Annotated in this window: 15 protein-coding genes; 5 read left to right on the top strand and 10 right to left on the bottom strand. The window is 52.4% G+C overall.

The window, feature by feature from the left end:
- Window positions 1-9 precede the first annotated feature (9 nt).
- From FEK43_RS09530 to aegA, 3 genes are all read right to left on the bottom strand, one after another.
- Window positions 10-1,053, bottom strand: coding sequence for a DUF1176 domain-containing protein (locus FEK43_RS09530; RefSeq protein WP_135407519.1), 1,044 nt, complete (start codon window positions 1,051-1,053; stop codon window positions 10-12).
- Between the two features lie 125 nt (window positions 1,054-1,178).
- A complete protein-coding gene (gene nudK / locus FEK43_RS09525; protein WP_000193711.1) occupies window positions 1,179-1,754 on the bottom strand; it encodes a GDP-mannose pyrophosphatase NudK in 576 nt (191 codons plus the stop codon).
- Between the two features lie 67 nt (window positions 1,755-1,821).
- On the bottom strand, window positions 1,822-3,801 hold the full coding sequence (gene aegA, locus FEK43_RS09520) for a formate-dependent uric acid utilization protein AegA (RefSeq protein WP_135407521.1): 1,980 nt from the start codon (window positions 3,799-3,801) through the stop codon (window positions 1,822-1,824).
- A gap of 205 nt (window positions 3,802-4,006) precedes the next feature.
- Between aegA and narQ the strand changes: the two genes are divergently transcribed.
- Window positions 4,007-5,707 carry a nitrate/nitrite two-component system sensor histidine kinase NarQ gene (gene narQ / locus FEK43_RS09515; RefSeq protein ID WP_130207433.1) on the top strand — a complete coding sequence of 567 codons (1,701 nt, stop codon included), beginning with the start codon at window positions 4,007-4,009 and terminating at the stop codon, window positions 5,705-5,707.
- Window positions 5,708-5,870: 163 nt separating this feature from the next.
- Window positions 5,871-8,984, top strand: a complete 3,114-nt coding sequence (gene acrD, locus FEK43_RS09510) for a multidrug efflux RND transporter permease AcrD (RefSeq protein WP_130207435.1) — start codon at window positions 5,871-5,873, stop codon at window positions 8,982-8,984.
- Between the two features lie 92 nt (window positions 8,985-9,076).
- On the opposite strand, the gene ypfM is transcribed toward acrD, so the two are convergent.
- Entirely contained in the window at window positions 9,077-9,136 is a 60-nt protein-coding gene (gene ypfM, locus FEK43_RS09505) for a protein YpfM (protein WP_001386977.1), read from the bottom strand.
- Window positions 9,137-9,514: 378 nt separating this feature from the next.
- Here ypfM and FEK43_RS09500 point away from each other — a divergent pair, with 378 nt between their 5' ends.
- Genes FEK43_RS09500 through FEK43_RS09490 form a run of 3 tightly spaced genes read left to right on the top strand, consistent with a single transcriptional unit; the run spans window position 9,515 to window position 11,230 of the window.
- Window positions 9,515-9,871, top strand: coding sequence for an ArsC family reductase (locus FEK43_RS09500; protein WP_135407523.1), 357 nt, complete (start codon window positions 9,515-9,517; stop codon window positions 9,869-9,871).
- A 3-nt stretch (window positions 9,872-9,874) separates the two neighbouring features.
- The gene (gene dapE, locus FEK43_RS09495) at window positions 9,875-11,002 is read left to right on the top strand and encodes a succinyl-diaminopimelate desuccinylase (protein WP_130207439.1); all 1,128 of its coding nucleotides are present in this window, start codon (window positions 9,875-9,877) and stop codon (window positions 11,000-11,002) included.
- Window positions 11,003-11,029: 27 nt separating this feature from the next.
- Window positions 11,030-11,230: a YpfN family protein gene (locus FEK43_RS09490; RefSeq protein ID WP_000383836.1), complete on the top strand. Its 201-nt coding sequence runs from the start codon at window positions 11,030-11,032 to the stop codon at window positions 11,228-11,230.
- Between the two features lie 97 nt (window positions 11,231-11,327).
- On the opposite strand, the gene ypfH is transcribed toward FEK43_RS09490, so the two are convergent.
- The 6 genes from ypfH to dapA form a co-directional block, all read right to left on the bottom strand.
- Window positions 11,328-12,026, bottom strand: a complete 699-nt coding sequence (ypfH, locus tag FEK43_RS09485) for an esterase (protein WP_135407525.1) — start codon at window positions 12,024-12,026, stop codon at window positions 11,328-11,330.
- Between the two features lie 73 nt (window positions 12,027-12,099).
- Window positions 12,100-14,115, bottom strand: a complete 2,016-nt coding sequence (gene tmcA, locus FEK43_RS09480; RefSeq protein WP_135407528.1) for a tRNA cytosine(34) acetyltransferase TmcA — start codon at window positions 14,113-14,115, stop codon at window positions 12,100-12,102.
- Window positions 14,116-14,129: 14 nt separating this feature from the next.
- Window positions 14,130-14,993 (bottom strand): neutral zinc metallopeptidase, encoded by an 864-nt coding sequence (locus tag FEK43_RS09475; RefSeq protein WP_130207445.1) that lies wholly within the window; start codon window positions 14,991-14,993, stop codon window positions 14,130-14,132.
- Between the two features lie 167 nt (window positions 14,994-15,160).
- Window positions 15,161-15,874, bottom strand: a complete 714-nt coding sequence (gene purC / locus FEK43_RS09470; RefSeq protein WP_001295467.1) for a phosphoribosylaminoimidazolesuccinocarboxamide synthase — start codon at window positions 15,872-15,874, stop codon at window positions 15,161-15,163.
- A gap of 211 nt (window positions 15,875-16,085) precedes the next feature.
- On the bottom strand, window positions 16,086-17,120 hold the full coding sequence (gene bamC / locus FEK43_RS09465; protein WP_130207447.1) for an outer membrane protein assembly factor BamC: 1,035 nt from the start codon (window positions 17,118-17,120) through the stop codon (window positions 16,086-16,088).
- Between the two features lie 16 nt (window positions 17,121-17,136).
- Window positions 17,137-18,015 (bottom strand): 4-hydroxy-tetrahydrodipicolinate synthase, encoded by an 879-nt coding sequence (gene dapA / locus FEK43_RS09460; protein WP_130207449.1) that lies wholly within the window; start codon window positions 18,013-18,015, stop codon window positions 17,137-17,139.
- Window positions 18,016-18,076 lie beyond the last annotated feature (61 nt).

Here is an 18,076-nt window from a genome sequence, read left to right as displayed (position 1 = left end):
CCATGATGTTTAACGGGTGATCCACAACGTGGGCCAGGCGTCTGGCCCATGCCAGTTATCGCAGGTCGGTTCTGCGGCGTAACGCACCAGGCGAAAACGCTGGCCGTCAAAACGCCAGCGCGCCTGAATGCCACAATCGCTTAATCCGCGACCTTTCGCTAAGGTCACCAGTTCACGCGTTTTTTCATCAAATGTTGCGTTCATCAACTCCAGTTCATTCGTCTCCTGACCGTTGTTGAACGGCAAACGTAACCGTACCGGGCGCGAGGCCAGTGGCTTTTTACGCGATACAATCCATGCCAAATCAATGGTGTTATAAGCACCAGCCTCACAGCTAATCATCATTAATGCTTTATCATCGGTCAGTGCCGTAACGCTCACTTCACGACGCAACGGATCAAGCGAGCAGCGCAGACCATTCATCCGCCAGTTACCATAATCCAGCAAATCGTTACGTTCTTCGAGTGAGAGTGGTGTCGGCGTTGGGTTAACCACCGCGACCTCTTTCAGCGCAGGCGCGGGCGGTACGCTGAGCGGCGGTTCGTCCCCTTTCTTTATCCACGCGGTTTCACTGCCAACGCGCTTTTGCTGGGCATCAATAAACAACAACGCCGCTTTTAAGCCATTCAAAGAAATGGTCTGATCGCCATCGCGTAAGGTGATTGCCTTCCCTTCCTGAATCATCTGCAAAAACGCGGTGATGGTTGCCGTATCATCGGTTACTAATAACCATGGTGAAATCCGCCACTTGTCACCACTTAACGCCAACGGCTCACCATCTAACAGCAGCCGTGGCGCTATTTCCCCTTCCGACACATCCGGTGATTTCAACCCGCCGCGCTCAATACGTAAAACGGCGTCGGTATGCGCCCCGGCGCTGCGGCTCAGGGTCATCACCAGTCCATTATGATCGCCAGTATTGCGTGCCACACAGAAGTTTTGGTTATTACAGGTGACCTGCCAGTCGGAAAACGCCCGTTGCGCTGGTGCCGCCCACGCCAAAGACGTCGGCAACAAAGCGAAAAAAAAGAGAAGAAAAATGCGATAGCGCATGGACGGTACGACCCCAGAAGTTCAAACAAACAGCACAAGTCGTATCTTCGTTGCGCAGGTAGCGCGGCTCAATCGGATTTATCGGATTGAGCCAATAATAAACAACGAAATATTATTGTTATTTTTCAGTCCATTAAATGTGACGTTTGCAAATAGTTAAGCAATAACACCGTCTTACCGTCACGTATCTCGCCGGTTTTGATCATCTCCAGCGCCTGGCTGAACGGCAGCTCGAGCACTTCAATATCTTCATCTTCGACACCGCCACCGGCGTTAGCGCGCTGATTGTCACTGTATTCGGCGATAAAAAAGTGGATTAGCTCAGTCACACCGCCTGGCGACATATACAGTTCAAATAATTTGCGCACTTCGCCCACTTCATAGCCCGTCTCTTCAATCGCTTCTTTGCGAATACAGACTTCCGGTTCGTCGTTATCCAGCAGCCCGGCGCAGGTTTCAATCAGCTGCCCGCTTTCATTGCCATTAACCCAGGTAGCGACGCGGAACTGACGAATCAGAACTACGGTCTTTTTCTTCGCGTTGTAGAGGAGGATCGTCGCACCATTACCGCGATCGTAAACTTCACGTTTATGGCGGATAACTTCGCCATCTTTGCGCGTGAGATCGTAAGTAATGTTGTGCAGGGTGAAATAGTTATCGGAGAGAATTTTGTCTTTGATGAGGGTGATTTGTTGCGTCATACCGACTCCACAGCGCGAAATGAACAATTATCTTACGCTGTGAAGTCGGGTTTGTCTGCGTAGGCTATCAGTGAGATTTGACTGATTTTACGCCTAGCCAGTCAATGATCCCCTGTGCCGCATGACGTCCTTCTGCCATTGCGGTAACCACCAGATCCGCGCCACGCACGGCATCGCCACCGGCGAAGATTTTCGGATTGGTGGTCTGGTAACGGTACTGGCTTTCAACGTCCGCCACGATGCGGCCCCACTTATCCACCGTTACACCGTGCGACTCCAGCCACGGCATCGCGTGCGGGTTGAAGCCAAATGCCATGATCACCGCGTCGGCTGGCATCACAAATTCACTGCCCTCAATCGGTACCGGACGCCGACGCCCTTGTGCATCCGCTTCGCCAAGACGCGTGCGCAGGAAACGAATCCCGCAGACGTGACCTTGTTCATTCAGCTCAATCGCCACTGGCTGAACATTAAACTCAAAGTTCGCCCCCTCTTCGCGGGCGTTCTTCACCTCTTTCTTCGAGCCTGGCATGTTGGCTTCATCACGACGGTAGGCACAGGTGACATTGCTCGCGCCGTGGCGCAGCGCGGTACGCACACAGTCCATCGCGGTATCCCCACCGCCCAGTACTACCACATTCATCCCGGCGGTATTAATAAACGGCTCTTCCGGTAGCTCTTCTAGTCCCATCACCTGTTTGGTGTTGGCAATGAGGAACGGCAGCGCGTCATAAACGCCCGGCGCATCTTCATTAGGTAAACCCGCTTTCATGGAACGGTAAGTGCCTACGCCAACGAAGACCGCGTCGTATTGTTCCAAAAGCGAACCCAAAGAGACATCTTTACCCACTTCACAATTGAGTTCGAAGTGAATCCCCATCGCGCTGAAGATCTCCCGGCGGCGTGCCAGCAGGGATTTATCCAGTTTGAAAGAAGGAATGCCGAAAGTGAGCAAGCCACCGATTTCGGGATGGCGATCGTACACCGTCACCGCCACGCCATTGCGGGTCAGAACATCCGCACAGGCCAGCCCTGCCGGCCCCGCGCCAATAATCGCCACTCGCTTGTCGACTTTGGTGACATGACTTAAGTCAGGACGCCAGCCTTTCGCCAGCGCCTGATCCGAAATGTAGCGTTCAATATTGCCGATAGTCACCGCACCGTGCTCATCGCGAATAGTACAGGCACCTTCGCACAGACGGTCTTGCGGGCAGACGCGTCCGGTAATTTCCGGCAGGGTGTTGGTCTGGTGAGAAAGCTCAACGGCGGCGTCGATGTTTCCAGATTTCACCAGTTCAATCCATTGTGGAATGTGGTTATGCAACGGGCAGGTCCATTCACAGACGCTATGCTCGCCGCACTTCAGGCAGCGCGAGGCTTCCCGTTGAGCCTGGTCGGCACGAAACGGCAGATAAATTTCATCAAAACCAGTTTTGCGCGCTTCAATCGCCAGTTTATCCGGCTCGCCACGCGCGGGCGTTGCCTGCATTTGCTCGACTTTACTCATTACCGGCATTTCTTGTGCCGCGGTACTGGCATGCCACGGTTGATGTTCCTGGCGCGCGGTGCGCAGGCGGCGGGATTTCGCCATGCCGGAGAGTGCAGCGTCAGTGACCAGTTGCAGCGCGTCCGCCGGGCAATTCTCGACACAGGCAGGGCCGTTTTCGCGCCCTGCACACAGGTCGCATTTATGCGCGGTGGCTTTAACTTTGCCCTCCGCGACGGGCGTCAGGACGATTTGCATCGTACCAAATGGACAGGCCACCACGCAGGATTTACAGCCAATACACTTTTGCTGATTGACCTGAATGCTGTCATCAACGTGGCTGATCGCGCCATTAGGGCAGCTACGGGCGCAGGGCGCATCTTCACAATGGTGACAAGTCACTGCGCTACGTTGCTGCTGATGTTTAATAACCGTAATTCGGGGGTGGAAATGGTGCTGACTCAACACGTGTTGCTCATCATTGTGAGCCATCACACAGGCCACTTCACAAGCATGGCACCCCAGACATTGCTGACTGTTGGCCATAATAAAACGATTCATAACGACCTTCTTTTTTGGTTGTAAAAACCTTATTCTTTATATGAGTGTTGTTATTACCCGACTTAGACGGGGATCGGCAATGTTCATGTGCCCAGAACAAGTAACTATTTCGCTATAAACTGTGGCAGATCAAATAATCTCATCGCTTATCAAATTGCGTTTCAGCGAGCTGTAACATTCATTATTTTATGTGGAGAAGACGCGTGTGATTGTCAAACGCCCCGTCTCGGCCAGTCTGGCCCGGGCCTTTTTTTACATTGTGCTGCTGTCGATTCTTTCCACGGGTATCGCTCTGCTAACTCTGGCGAGCAGTTTGCGCGACGCTGAGGCTATCAATATTGCCGGATCGCTGCGTATGCAGAGTTATCGTCTGGGTTACGATCTGCAAAGCGGAAGTCCACAGCTTAACGCACACCGCCAACTGTTCCAGCAGGCACTGCATTCACCGGTATTAACCAATCTCAACGTCTGGTATGTGCCAGAGGCAGTAAAAGCCCGCTATGCGCATCTGAATGCCAACTGGCTGGAGATGAATAATCGGCTCATCAAGGGTGATTTGCCGTGGTATCAGGCCAATATTAATAATTATGTCAATCAGATAGACCTGTTCGTGCTGGCTTTGCAACACTACGCTGAACGCAAAATGCTGCTGGTAGTGGCGATTTCACTGGCTGGCGGCATCGGTATTTTCACGCTGGTCTTTTTTACTTTGCGCCGCATACGCCATCAGGTGGTAGCCCCGCTGAATCAACTGGTTACCGCCAGTCAGCGTATTGAACACGGGCAGTTCGACTCGCCGCCGCTGGATACCAGCCTGCCCAATGAACTGGGCCTGCTTGCAAAAACCTTTAACCAGATGTCGAGCGAGCTGCATAAGTTGTACCGCTCGCTGGAAGCGTCAGTAGAAGAAAAAACTCGCGATCTCCACGAGGCCAAGCGTCGCCTGGAGGTGTTGTATCAGTGTTCGCAGGCACTGAACACCAGCCAGATTGATGTGCATTGTTTCCGCCATATTTTGCAGATTGTTCGCGACAATGAGGCTGCTGAATATCTGGAGCTGAACGTTGGGGATAACTGGCGGATTAGCGAAGGGAAGCCAAACCCTGAGCTGCCAATGCAGATTTTACCGGTCACCATGCAAGAGACGGTTTACGGCGAGTTGCACTGGCAAAATAGCCACGTGTCATCATCAGAACCGCTACTTAACAGCGTTTCATCGATGCTGGGACGCGGTTTGTACTTTAATCAGGCGCAGAAGCATTTTCAGCAGTTGCTGTTGATGGAAGAACGCGCGACCATCGCCCGCGAACTGCACGACTCGCTGGCCCAGGTGCTTTCTTATTTACGTATCCAGTTGACGTTACTGAAGCGTTCGATACCCGAAGATAACGCCACTGCACAAAGTATCATGGCCGACTTCTCCCAGGCGCTGAATGATGCTTATCGGCAGTTACGCGAGCTGTTAACCACTTTCCGACTGACGCTACAGCAGGCGGATCTTCCCTCTGCGCTGCGTGAAATGCTGGATACATTACAAAACCAAACCAGCGCCAAACTGACGCTCGACTGCCGTCTGCCAACCCTGGCGCTGGATGCGCAGATGCAGGTGCATTTGTTGCAAATTATTCGCGAAGCGGTGCTGAACGCCATGAAGCACGCCAACGCCAGCGAAATTGCCGTTAGCTGCGTCACCGCGCCGGATGGCAATCACACAGTTTATATTCGCGACAACGGTATTGGCATCGGTGAACCGGAGGAACCCGAAGGCCATTATGGTCTGAATATCATGCGCGAGCGCGCGGAAAGATTGGGTGGGACGCTGACTTTTTCGCAACCTTCCGGCGGCGGCACGTTAGTGAGTATTAGCTTTCGCTCTGCGGAGAGCGAGGAAAGCCAGCAGATATGATGCTGCCTACTATTCATTAAATACTGGCATTTTAGGTTCAGTATAAAAGGGCATGATAATTTACATTATCTCCTTTTTTTCTCCACGATTGGCTCGTACCTTGCCGCTACAGTGAAGCAAGGCATGCCCATAACGATACGCAGAACTACGAGGTCCTCTTTTAATGGCGAATTTCTTTATTGATCGCCCCATTTTTGCCTGGGTGCTGGCAATTCTGTTGTGTCTGACAGGAACCCTGGCCATTTTCTCATTGCCCGTTGAACAGTACCCGGATCTCGCGCCCCCCAACGTGCGAGTGACCGCTAACTATCCTGGCGCGTCAGCCCAGACGCTGGAAAACACCGTGACCCAGGTTATCGAGCAGAATATGACTGGTCTCGATAACCTGATGTATATGTCATCACAAAGCAGCGGTACTGGACAGGCGTCAGTAACGCTCAGTTTTAAAGCTGGTACAGATCCGGACGAAGCAGTGCAACAGGTGCAGAACCAGTTGCAGTCGGCCATGCGTAAACTACCGCAGGCGGTGCAAAATCAGGGCGTGACGGTGCGTAAAACCGGCGATACCAACATTCTGACCATTGCCTTCGTCTCAACCGATGGTTCGATGGATAAACAGGATATTGCCGATTACGTTGCCAGTAATATTCAGGACCCGTTAAGCCGCGTGAACGGCGTTGGTGATATCGACGCTTACGGTTCGCAATATTCGATGCGTATCTGGCTGGATCCGGCAAAACTGAACAGTTTCCAGATGACCGCCAAAGATGTCACTGACGCCATTGAGTCGCAGAACGCACAGATTGCGGTTGGGCAGCTTGGCGGTACGCCGTCTGTCGATAACCAGGCACTCAACGCCACCATTAACGCCCAATCACTGTTGCAAACGCCAGAACAGTTTCGTGATATCACTCTGCGGGTAAATCAGGACGGTTCGGAAGTGAAACTGGGTGATGTCGCCACCGTCGAAATGGGAGCGGAGAAATACGATTATCTTAGCCGTTTCAACGGTAAACCAGCCTCGGGGCTGGGGGTAAAACTGGCCTCCGGTGCGAACGAAATGGCAACGGCAGAACTGGTGATCAACCGTCTGGATGAACTTGCGCAGTATTTCCCGCCCGGACTGGAGTACAAGGTGGCGTATGAAACCACCTCGTTTGTTAAGGCCTCCATTGAAGACGTAGTGAAAACTCTGTTAGAAGCTATCGCGCTGGTTTTCCTCGTCATGTATCTGTTCCTGCAAAACTTCCGCGCTACGCTGATTCCAACTATCGCCGTGCCGGTAGTGTTGATGGGAACCTTCTCGGTGCTTTATGCCTTCGGCTATAGCGTCAACACCTTAACCATGTTCGCGATGGTGCTGGCTATCGGCCTGCTGGTGGATGACGCCATTGTGGTGGTGGAAAACGTCGAACGTATTATGAGTGAGGAAGGACTCACTCCTCGCGAAGCCACACGTAAATCGATGGGGCAAATCCAGGGCGCACTGGTCGGGATTGCAATGGTGCTTTCTGCTGTATTTGTGCCAATGGCCTTCTTTGGCGGCACCACCGGGGCTATCTATCGCCAGTTCTCTATAACCATTGTTGCGGCAATGGTGCTGTCGGTTCTGGTGGCGATGATCCTGACTCCGGCATTGTGCGCTACGCTACTTAAGCCACTGAAAAAAGGTGAACATCACGGGCAGAAAGGCTTTTTTGCCTGGTTTAACCAGATGTTCAACCGCAACGCCGAACGCTACGAAAAAGGGGTGGCGAAAATTCTCCACCGCAGCCTGCGCTGGATTTTGATTTACGTCCTGCTGTTAGGCGGCATGGTGTTCCTGTTTCTGCGTCTGCCGACGTCGTTCCTGCCTCTGGAAGACCGTGGCATGTTTACCACCTCGGTACAGTTACCCAGCGGTTCGACTCAGCAACAGACTCTGAAAGTGGTGGAACAGATCGAGAAGTATTACTTCACCCATGAGAAAGACAACATCATGTCGGTGTTTGCCACTGTCGGCTCTGGCCCAGGGGGGAACGGGCAAAACGTGGCACGAATGTTTGTCCGCCTGAAAGACTGGAGCGAACGCGACAGTAAAACAGGCACCTCGTTTGCCATTATCGAACGTGCAACAAAAGAATTTAATAAAATCAAAGAAGCTCGCGTTATCGCCAGTAGCCCGCCTGCTATCAGCGGTCTTGGCAGTTCCGCTGGATTTGATATGGAGTTGCAGGACCACGCCGGGGCTGGTCACGATGCGCTGATGGCCGCGCGTAATCAGCTGCTGGCGCTCGCGGCGGAAAACCCAGAACTTACTCGTGTGCGCCATAACGGTCTGGACGACAGCCCGCAATTGCAGATTGATATCGACCAGCGCAAAGCGCAGGCACTGGGCGTTGCCATTGACGATATTAACGACACGCTGCAAACCGCGTGGGGCTCGAGCTATGTGAATGACTTTATGGATCGCGGTCGCGTGAAGAAAGTCTATGTGCAGGCTGCCGCGCCGTATCGCATGCTGCCAGATGACATTAACCTGTGGTATGTGCGTAACAAAGACGGCGGCATGGTGCCTTTCTCCGCCTTCGCGACCTCTCGCTGGGAAACAGGCTCGCCGCGTCTGGAACGCTATAACGGCTATTCTGCGGTAGAAATTGTCGGGGAAGCCGCCCCGGGCGTCAGTACGGGTACCGCGATGGATATTATGGAATCGTTGGTGAAGCAGTTGCCGAACGGCTTTGGACTGGAGTGGACAGCGATGTCGTACCAGGAACGACTTTCCGGAGCACAAGCTCCGGCGCTGTACGCCATTTCATTGCTGGTGGTATTCCTGTGTCTGGCTGCACTTTATGAAAGTTGGTCAGTACCGTTCTCGGTAATGCTGGTTGTACCGCTGGGGGTTATCGGCGCGCTGCTGGCAACCTGGATGCGTGGGCTGGAAAACGATGTTTACTTTCAGGTTGGCCTGCTAACAGTCATTGGTTTGTCGGCGAAAAACGCCATCCTGATTGTTGAGTTTGCCAACGAGATGAATCAAAAAGGCCACGACCTGTTTGAAGCGACACTCCACGCCTGCCGTCAGCGTTTACGTCCGATTCTGATGACATCGCTGGCGTTTATCTTCGGCGTATTGCCGATGGCGATCAGCAGTGGTGCCGGTTCCGGTGGTCAACACGCCGTCGGTACTGGCGTAATGGGCGGGATGATTTCTGCCACCATTCTGGCGATTTACTTCGTGCCGCTATTCTTTGTGCTGGTGCGTCGTCGCTTCCCACTGAAGCCTCGACCAGAATAAGCAATAAAAAAGGCGACATACGTATGTGTCGCCTTTTTCAACTTTCTGATAAAGAACCTGACGTCAGGTTCTTTCATTTCCTGTTCTGAAAATTACTTACGAAGCATAACTTCGATAAAGTCTTTCCAGTTCCCCAGTTCACGTTCAATCATAACAACCTCTCTTATAATTATGGGTATTCTACGGAAACAATATACCGTGGTGAAGCTAATTTATTCGATTGCTGTGATTACTACCTCCGGGGTGAAGCCTACGTTAATACTATGGCCCTGTGACAGGGATTTTTATGTGATGAACAGCAACATTTCGACATATTCATACGGATTCTAATACTGAATTAATTCTGTTTAAAATACAAAAATATACCAAGAGGAACATTCTTAATAATTGCATTAAAATTGTTCACAACCATTTAATAATTGTTAAGTTAAATACCTTAATAATGTTATATTGCCTGATAATCATTTGCGGGAAATATGTATTGACCGTTAAATGATTAGTTATTCTTAATAATCGCAAAAGGATTCATTATGGTTACCCTTTACGGTATCAAAAATTGTGACACCATTAAAAAAGCACGTCGTTGGCTGGAAAGCAATAACATCGACTTTCGCTTTCACGATTACCGTGTTGATGGCCTGAACAGTGAATTGTTGAACTCTTTTATCAATGAATTAGGCTGGCAAGCGTTACTTAACACCCGTGGCACCACCTGGCGCAAGCTGGACGAAGCTACCCGCAACAATATCACCGATGCGGCCTCCGCTATGGCATTAATGACTGAAATGCCTGCAATCATCAAACGCCCATTGCTCTGTGCGCCAGGGAAGCCTATGCTGCTGGGTTTCAGTGAATCCAGTTATCAGCAATTTTTCCATGAGGTGTAGTCTATGTCGTGTCCGGTTATTGAGCTGACACAGCAGCTTATTCGCCGCCCATCCTTAAGTCCTGATGATGCAGGATGTCAGGCAATCATGATCGACCGTCTGCAGGCAATCGGTTTTACCATTGAACGCATGGATTTTGCGGATACGCAGAATTTTTGGGCGTGGCGTGGACAGGGAGAAACCCTGGCCTTTGCCGGACATACTGACGTAGTCCCTCCAGGCGATGCCGATCGTTGGATCAACCCACCATTTGAGCCAACCATTCGCGATGGCATGTTGTTCGGGCGCGGCGCGGCTGATATGAAAGGCTCGCTGGCGGCAATGGTAGTGGCAGCAGAACGTTTTGTCGCGCAACATCCCAACCATAAAGGCCGACTGGCATTTCTGATCACCTCAGACGAAGAAGCCAGCGCCCACAATGGCACGGTCAAAGTAGTCGAAGCGTTAATGGCGCGTAATGAACGGCTGGATTACTGCCTGGTCGGTGAGCCGTCGAGTATCGAAGTGGTTGGCGATGTAGTGAAAAATGGCCGTCGCGGATCGTTAACCTGCAACCTCACCATTCATGGCGTGCAAGGGCATGTGGCCTACCCGCATCTGGCTGATAATCCAGTACATCGCGCAGCACCTTTCCTTAATGAATTAGTGGCTATTGAGTGGGATCAGGGCAATGAATTCTTCCCGGCGACCAGTATGCAGATTGCCAATATTCAGGCGGGAACGGGCAGTAACAACGTTATTCCGGGTGAACTGTTTGTGCAGTTTAACTTCCGCTTCAGTACCGAACTGACTGATGAGATGATCAAAGCGCAGGTGCTTGCCCTGCTTGAAAAACATCAACTGCGTTATACAGTGGATTGGTGGCTTTCCGGGCAGCCATTTTTGACCGCCCGCGGTAAACTGGTGGATGCGGTAGTGAACGCCGTTGAGCACTATAATGAAATTAAACCGCAGCTACTGACCACAGGCGGAACGTCCGACGGGCGCTTTATTGCTCGCATGGGGGCGCAGGTGGTGGAACTCGGGCCGGTCAATGCTACCATTCATAAAATTAATGAATGTGTGAATGCTGCCGACCTGCAGCTACTTGCCCGTATGTATCAACGAATCATGGAACAGCTCGTCGCCTGATGAGTCGTTCTGTAAGAGGAAATAAGCATGGACTGGCTGGCTAAATATTGGTGGATTCTGGTGATTGTCTTTTTGGTGGGCGTCCTGCTGAACGTGATTAAAGATCTCAAGCGCGTCGACCATAAGAAATTTCTCGCCAACAAGCCGGAGCTTCCCCCGCATCGTGATTTCAACGATAAGTGGGACGATGACGACGACTGGCCGAAAAAGGATCAACCGAAGAAGTAAGCTGAGGGGCCGGATAAGGCGTTAACGCCGCATCCGGCAACGGTGAACAATGCCTGATGCGACGCTCACGCGTCTTGTCAGGCCTACGCAGCTGTTATTACATCATTTCAATTACATCATCATCGCCAGGCTTACCGCCACTTAGCGCTTCGTCGAAATAATGTTTCGGAATGGTATAACGCAAGTGATCCAGGGCAAATTGCATACTGCGATTGTCGATCGCATGGCCTAAATCCTCCACGATATCCAGCGTCACATCACCACCGGCACTGATTAACGCTTCCTGCGCCGCAACCGCATGCGCCAAATCGATAACCGGATCTTCACCACCATGAATCAAGTGAATTGTCGTGGCTGTAGACGCGGTTTCCGGCAGGCTGGCATAGCGTCCGTTAAAAGCAATGACGCGTGAGGCAAGGCCCGGTTCGGCTTTAATGCTCTCCAGCGCCATAATCGCGCCTTGGGAGAAACCGATTAGCGCCGTGGCGTTAGCCGCTACTCCGCTCTGTTTCTGCCAGTAGCGCACCGTCTCAATAAAGGTCGGCATGATGGCATCCACACGCGCCTGGCGATTATCTTCCGTTATGCCCTGCACCGAAAACCACTGACGCCCCGCCGGATTACCGCTCGGCTCCGCGCCACCGACACTCACCACCAGCGCATCCGGGAACAGCGGTGCAAACCAACTGCCGATCTCCCCCATCGCTACCGGGTTATCGCCGACACCGTGAAAAAGCAGCAACAACTGTTGCGCAGGTTTATCCGGGCTTTGAACAACAAAATGGTCATGTTTCATGGCGAACTCCTTAACTGATGTCATTAATTTTACGCCGCTGACTCACAATGACCATGGGATAAAATTGAAGGAGTCAGTGAAAAAATTGCCATTGCGTTATGCGATCGCGCAGGCGTTCAGTGCGGGTATCATCAAGCGCGAATAGCGCCTGTGCCGCCTCTTCACGCTGACGGGCCAACAACGCCTTACGCCCCGAAAGTTTAAGTGTGGTACATAACTGCGCGTCGCTGACGTTTTTCTGCAAGCGCCCACGCAGCGCTGGTAATGTCAGTTCGCTGATTTGCAGCAGACGCATTAAACAGCCTAATGACGTTAAAAGCGGACGATGAGCGAAAGCAAAACCAGCCAGCTCCAGCCAGTCGCCGTCAGTAACCACGATATCGTTAAGTGGATCGACTGGAATAGTTTCGCCATTCCACTGCGCGATAATTTGCGCATCGCGGCGTAAACGAAAATGCTCACGTTCTGCCAGCTGTTTACCCGCTTCGCTAATCGGTAACAACGCCATCGCCGTATAACAGCCGCTGCTGGCTTCGCGATGATTGCCCATCCGCACCAACACAAAACCGCATCGTTGCCAGAAACGCCATAATTCCTCGGTGTAGCCAAAGCTTACCGAAAGGTAGTCGAGGCCATGCGTATATTGCAAAGCGCTGGCAATGAGCTGTTGCCCAACGCCTTCGCGCTGACGCGCCGGATGGACTGCAATCCGGCTGACCCGCCGTCCGCGCAACGTAGCCGCCACTGGATTGTCACCATGTGCCGCCAGCGACTGGGCCACCAGATTACCCCGCGGGCGACGAAAACCCGCCCATACCGCCTGACTGAGTTCTTGAGATAATCCGCCCTCATCCACCAGCCACAGCGCCCCGGCGATCTCGTTTTCGCCAGCCGCCTGTAAAAAATGTTGCCCTGGTGCATCCATCATCCGGCGTAAATCCAGCGGCGAGGTCCGGTAGTGCGCACCAGACAATAGCTGATATACCTTTAACGGTGTATCTGGTTCGCTTCTCCATAACGCCTGTTCAAAAGCGGAAATGACGATGTCACCTTGTGGTTCGTGAGTGAAGTTTTCATCGTCAAAAACCAGTGCCTCACTGACTATTTTTTCCAGCGGGCATCCCTGCGCCCAGCGGATCGGCTGTTGCAGTTCAAAACGGTGTAAATGCGGAAAGCGGGCGCAAAATTTCAGCAAAAAACCACGTCCGGTGCCTTCATAGCCCTGTACCGTTGTAGTTAACAAAGTGCGTGAGAAACGCGATACAAGCTGATGCAACAGTGGTGCAGGAATGGCTGCGGCTTCGTCAACCACCAGCCAGTCGGCTTTTTCATCACTGGCTAATAAGGCATCTGGCGCCACAAAGCGATACTTCTCGCCCGCAAACTGCGCCAGCACATCCGTTGCAGCCTTCGCAGGTGCTGTAACAATCGCACTGCCAGAGATACGGGAAATGAGTTGCCCCGCCAGCGCCGACTTACCGCGCCCGCGCGCAGCAATTACCGCAGCCACGCCCGGCGGCATGGTCAGCAGTTGCTGTAATATGTGCTGTTGTTCTGGTTGCGGCTCGCCAGTAGCAGGACGCCAGTCTGGATAAGGAGCAAAATGCGCCAACTTGAACGGCTGATTTTGTCGCCAGAGGATAGCGTTGTTATCCGCCGCAAGTACGCGTTTGAGATGTTGGACAAAATGCGGAGTCGCAATAGGACCAGGGCAATCACTCCAGCGCAGCGAATCGACATCAGGATGGTTTTCCCATTCTTCCCACGCAGGGAGCAACAACACCAGCCAGCTTCCCGCTTTCAGCGTTCCGCTAAGTGCCGCAAAAGCGGCGGCATCAAAACCCTGGCGGGCGTCGAATACCGCATGCTGAAACTCGCGCCCAAGTAAAGTTTGTAGCGCTGATGGCGTACAGTGGTTTTCAGAAGCTGGCTGCGGCGAAATCCACAGCCAGTCGCCCGGTAATACGTCACGCAACTTAAGCGCATGCTCACCGCACCAGCTTCCTTCGCCGCTCAACACTAACAAGCGGCGAATCCCTTCACGTTTCATTTGCGCTGTTAATGTGTGAAGCGCAGTCAGTTCAGCCATCCCTGCCCCGGAAGTTAAATGCTTTTACCAAAAGTATTGCATTGTGCCGGATCGCCGCTGTCGAAACCACGTTTAAACCAGCTGTAGCGCTGCTGAGATGTACCATGGGTAAAGCTGTCTGGCACCACCTGCCCCTGACTTTGCTGTTGTAAACGGTCATCGCCGATGGCCTGCGCCGCGTTCAGCGCCTCTTCCAGATCGCCGGTTTCCAGAACGCCTTGCTGCTGCATGCTGTGCCCCCAGACACCGGCAAAGCAGTCGGCCTGGAGTTCCATACGCACAGATAAGCGGTTGGCTTCCGCTTGCGTCGCGTTTTGTTGCAGTTGACGGACTTTCGGCTCGATACCTAACAGTTTCTGCACGTGATGACCGACTTCATGGGCGATAACGTACCCTTGAGCAAAATCACCATCCGCGCCCAGTTTGTCTTTCATGTCATCATAGAAGGAGAGATCGATATAGACTGTGCCATCCGCCGGGCAATAAAACGGTCCCATAATGGACTGCCCCGCCCCGCAACCGGTGCGAGTCATTCCACGGTACATGACCAGCTTCGGTTGCTGGTAGGTCTTACCCATCTTCTCGAATTGCTGTCCCCAGGTGTCTTCCGTGGTTGCCAGAATCACCGAAGTGAATTTTGCTGCTTCGTCTTCATTTGGGCTAATTGAACGCGTTGATTGCTGTTGGGAAACGGGCTGCCCGGTCATTAATCCAGTTAAATCAACACCATAGTAGCCAGCGACCAACACAACCACCAGTAAAATTAACCCGCCTTTACCGGTTGGTAGGCGAAAACCGGGACCGCCCATTGACGGACCACCGGAACTGTTTCGCCTGTCTTCAACATTGTCACTTTCACGACGCCCTTGCCAGCGCATAGATACCTCAACAATATATTCATTATAGGAATGATCGTAGGTGGTTCAGGGGAAGATTACCACAGGAAAACGGGAGGAAATGATGGAGGAATGAGCGTTCAATGCACATCTTACGAGAGCGGTTGTCTTGCCGTGCCAGCAGCACGGCAAGACGATGAACAGAAAAATCAGTCCAGCTGTACACCCAGGCGGCGGGCGACGGCTTCATAGGCTTCGATCAGGCCACCGAGGCTCTGGCGGAAACGGTCTTTGTCCATTTTCTCCAGCGTTTCTTTGTCCCACAGGCGGCTACCGTCCGGGGAGAACTCATCACCCAGTACCACTTCGCCTTTGTACAGACCAAACTCCAGCTTGAAATCGACCAGAATCAGACCGGCATCGTCGAACAGTTTTTTCAGCACGTCGTTCGCTTTGTAGGTCAGCTCTTTCATGCGCGCCAGGTTCTCTTTGCTTACCCAGCCAAAGGTTTCGCAGTAAGATTCGTTGACCATCGGATCGTGCATGGCGTCGTTTTTCAGGAACAGATCGAACAGCGGCGGGTTCAGCTCAATACCTTCTTCGATTCCAAGACGTTTCACCAGAGAGCCAGCAGCACGGTTACGCACGACACATTCAACCGGCACCATATCCAGTTTTTTCACCAGACATTCGGTATCAGAGAGCAGACGCTCCATTTGAGTCGGGATACCCGCTTCAGCCAGTTTGCTCATAATGAAGTAGTTGAACTTGTTGTTCACCATACCTTTGCGATCAAACTGCTCAATGCGCGCGCCATCCCCTGCTGACGTATCATTGCGGAATTCGAGCACCAACAGATCCGGGTTTTCCGTGCTGTATACGGTTTTCGCTTTACCACGATACAACTCAGCTTGCTTTTGCATCTTTATCACTCCTGGGTGTGAATTAACGTTTTAAAATCTTTTGCTGTCTGGTGTGCCTGTCGTTTTGTCGGCTGTGCCGTGAACGCCTTAACCGACCTACGCCGACAAACAAATTTCGTGCGAATTAACGCTAAAATCGCGATTTTCTGCTGACGCACACGTTTGCGTATCATATCAGAAAAAAGGGCCGGATGACTCCAGCCCTGTATTTTTACTTGCTAAACGCAGCCTGGAAGACTGATACCAGTGCGTCGTTTTGGCTTTGGGTCAGCGTATGACCTTTTGGATCAATAAACTGTAAGCTGCTGCGGTTATCTAAATCACCGACCTGCAATTTGTAGTCGCCGGATGCCAGTTCAGGATCACGGGCGCCCAGTTCCTGCCAGTCGCTGTCAGACAGTGGCTTGTAAGTTACGGCCATGCTGCCCTGTGAACGAGTGCTGTCGGTCACTTTCATGCCCACTTTTTCCAGCGCAGCAGGCAGACGTTGCCATACTACGTTGAACGGACCACGCACGACCAGCATCGGTAAACCAGTGTCGTCAGCGCCGCTTTGTACATCCATTGTTGTGGAAGCACGGTTTTGCGCCGCATTAGCCGCGTCAGTGACGGATTTATCCAGGCCAGCGGAAATGACGTTCATCATCTCAGCACTGTAACGCTGCATAGACGCCGCATCTGCAACCGGCTTGCCAGCCTGCTCCAGGTTCAGCAATTTCACCGTTACCGCCTGCTGATACCCCTGCGGTTTAACGGAGATTTGATAACGACCACGATATTGCTCGTCTTCGTCCAGACGGTTCCATTGTACCCAATCGGTGGTCAGAGTCTGACCGGCATCATCGCGTTGGGTAATGGTATAGTTTTTCGCCTGCAGCACGCTAACGACCTGCGGCCACAGAGTATTGCCACGACCATTTTCCACCAGCAGCGAAGCGGTATCGCCCGTGAACTGGGTACGCGCACCTGAAACCAGCGCCAGCGGCTGGGCTGGTGGACGAATATCTAACGCTTTGCCAACTGCGCCACTACCGTTAGTTACCGGAATCGCATAGTCGCCGGAGGTCACCGGCAAAATCATTCCTGCCGGGGCGTGAAGTTCTGCAAGCGGTGCCGCTTCCAGGTAGGCTTCATCGCCGCTCACCTGACGCTTATAACGTGAGTCCGAACTACAGGCTGCGAGTAAAAGAACAAGCGAAACACCCGCAACCTTCGCCAGGCGCGACTTTTGTACAGAGTAAGCCATCAAATCTCCCTAAACTTTACAGCAAACCGGCATGCTTAAGCGCCGCTCTGACCGTCTCACGACCACTGTCGGTGATTGGCGTCATTGGCAGGCGTAGCGTATCGGTCGCCACAAGACCCAGTTCCTTACATGCCCATTTCACAGGGATTGGATTGGGTTCGACAAATAGTTTGTTGTGTAATGGCATCAGACGCTGATTAATAACGCGTGCCTCGGCAAAATGCCCTTCTGCCGCCAGTTTGCACATCTGGGCCATATCTCGCGCTGCGACGTTAGCCGTAACGGAAATTACGCCATGACCGCCTAACTGCATGAAATCCAGCGCGCTCGCATCATCGCCGCTCAGCAGAACAAAATCGTCTGAAACCAGCTCTTTGATCTGGTTTACCCGCGTTAAGTTCCCTGTTGCTTCTTTGATTCCGACAATATTTTTTACTTTCGCCAGACGGCCCACCGTTTCTGGTAGCAGATCGCAACCAGTACGGGACGGCACATTATACAGAATTTGCGGCAGGTCAGTATGTTCAGCGATGGCTTTGAAATGCTGATACAGACCTTCTTGCGATGGGCGGTTGTAATAAGGGGTTACCGTCAGGCAGCCAACAACACCGCTGTCGTTGAAGCGCTGCGTCAGGTTAATGGCTTCTGTGGTGGCGTTAGCACCGGTCCCGGCAATCACCGGAATGCGCCCATCAGCCAGCTCCAGCGTCATCATCACGACATCGACATGCTCGTCATGGTTCAGAGTGGCGGACTCACCAGTAGTACCAACAGAAACGATCGCCGAAGTACCGCTGGCGACATGATAATCAATCAGTTTTTTTAAGCTAGCCCGACAGACATTACCTTTTTCATCCATCGGAGTAACAATCGCGACAATACTTCCCGTGAACATGGGCCATCCTCTGTGCAAACAAGTGTCTCAATGGTACGTTTGGTATGGCATTAAAAGCAAG

It is taken from the genome of Escherichia sp. E2562 (genome assembly GCF_005781075.1).
In the GTDB taxonomy this organism is placed as follows: Bacteria; Pseudomonadota; Gammaproteobacteria; order Enterobacterales; family Enterobacteriaceae; genus Escherichia.
The sequence above is the reverse complement of the archived record's forward strand: the minus strand, read 5'-3'. Positions and strand labels throughout refer to the sequence as shown.

Coding starts and splice junctions, on each gene's coding strand:
- FEK43_RS09475 (WP_130207445.1), bottom strand. CDS start 14,993: ATGCGCTGGCAAGGGCGTCGTGAAAGTGACAATGTTGAAGACAGGCGA.
- tmcA (WP_135407528.1), bottom strand. CDS start 14,115: ATGGCTGAACTGACTGCGCTTCACACATTAACAGCGCAAATGAAACGT.
- FEK43_RS09490 (WP_000383836.1), top strand. CDS start 11,030: ATGGACTGGCTGGCTAAATATTGGTGGATTCTGGTGATTGTCTTTTTG.
- dapA (WP_130207449.1), bottom strand. CDS start 18,015: ATGTTCACGGGAAGTATTGTCGCGATTGTTACTCCGATGGATGAAAAA.
- aegA (WP_135407521.1), bottom strand. CDS start 3,801: ATGAATCGTTTTATTATGGCCAACAGTCAGCAATGTCTGGGGTGCCAT.
- bamC (WP_130207447.1), bottom strand. CDS start 17,120: ATGGCTTACTCTGTACAAAAGTCGCGCCTGGCGAAGGTTGCGGGTGTT.
- acrD (WP_130207435.1), top strand. CDS start 5,871: ATGGCGAATTTCTTTATTGATCGCCCCATTTTTGCCTGGGTGCTGGCA.
- purC (WP_001295467.1), bottom strand. CDS start 15,874: ATGCAAAAGCAAGCTGAGTTGTATCGTGGTAAAGCGAAAACCGTATAC.
- ypfH (WP_135407525.1), bottom strand. CDS start 12,026: ATGAAACATGACCATTTTGTTGTTCAAAGCCCGGATAAACCTGCGCAA.
- nudK (WP_000193711.1), bottom strand. CDS start 1,754: ATGACGCAACAAATCACCCTCATCAAAGACAAAATTCTCTCCGATAAC.
- FEK43_RS09500 (WP_135407523.1), top strand. CDS start 9,515: ATGGTTACCCTTTACGGTATCAAAAATTGTGACACCATTAAAAAAGCA.
- FEK43_RS09530 (WP_135407519.1), bottom strand. CDS start 1,053: ATGCGCTATCGCATTTTTCTTCTCTTTTTTTTCGCTTTGTTGCCGACG.
- dapE (WP_130207439.1), top strand. CDS start 9,875: ATGTCGTGTCCGGTTATTGAGCTGACACAGCAGCTTATTCGCCGCCCA.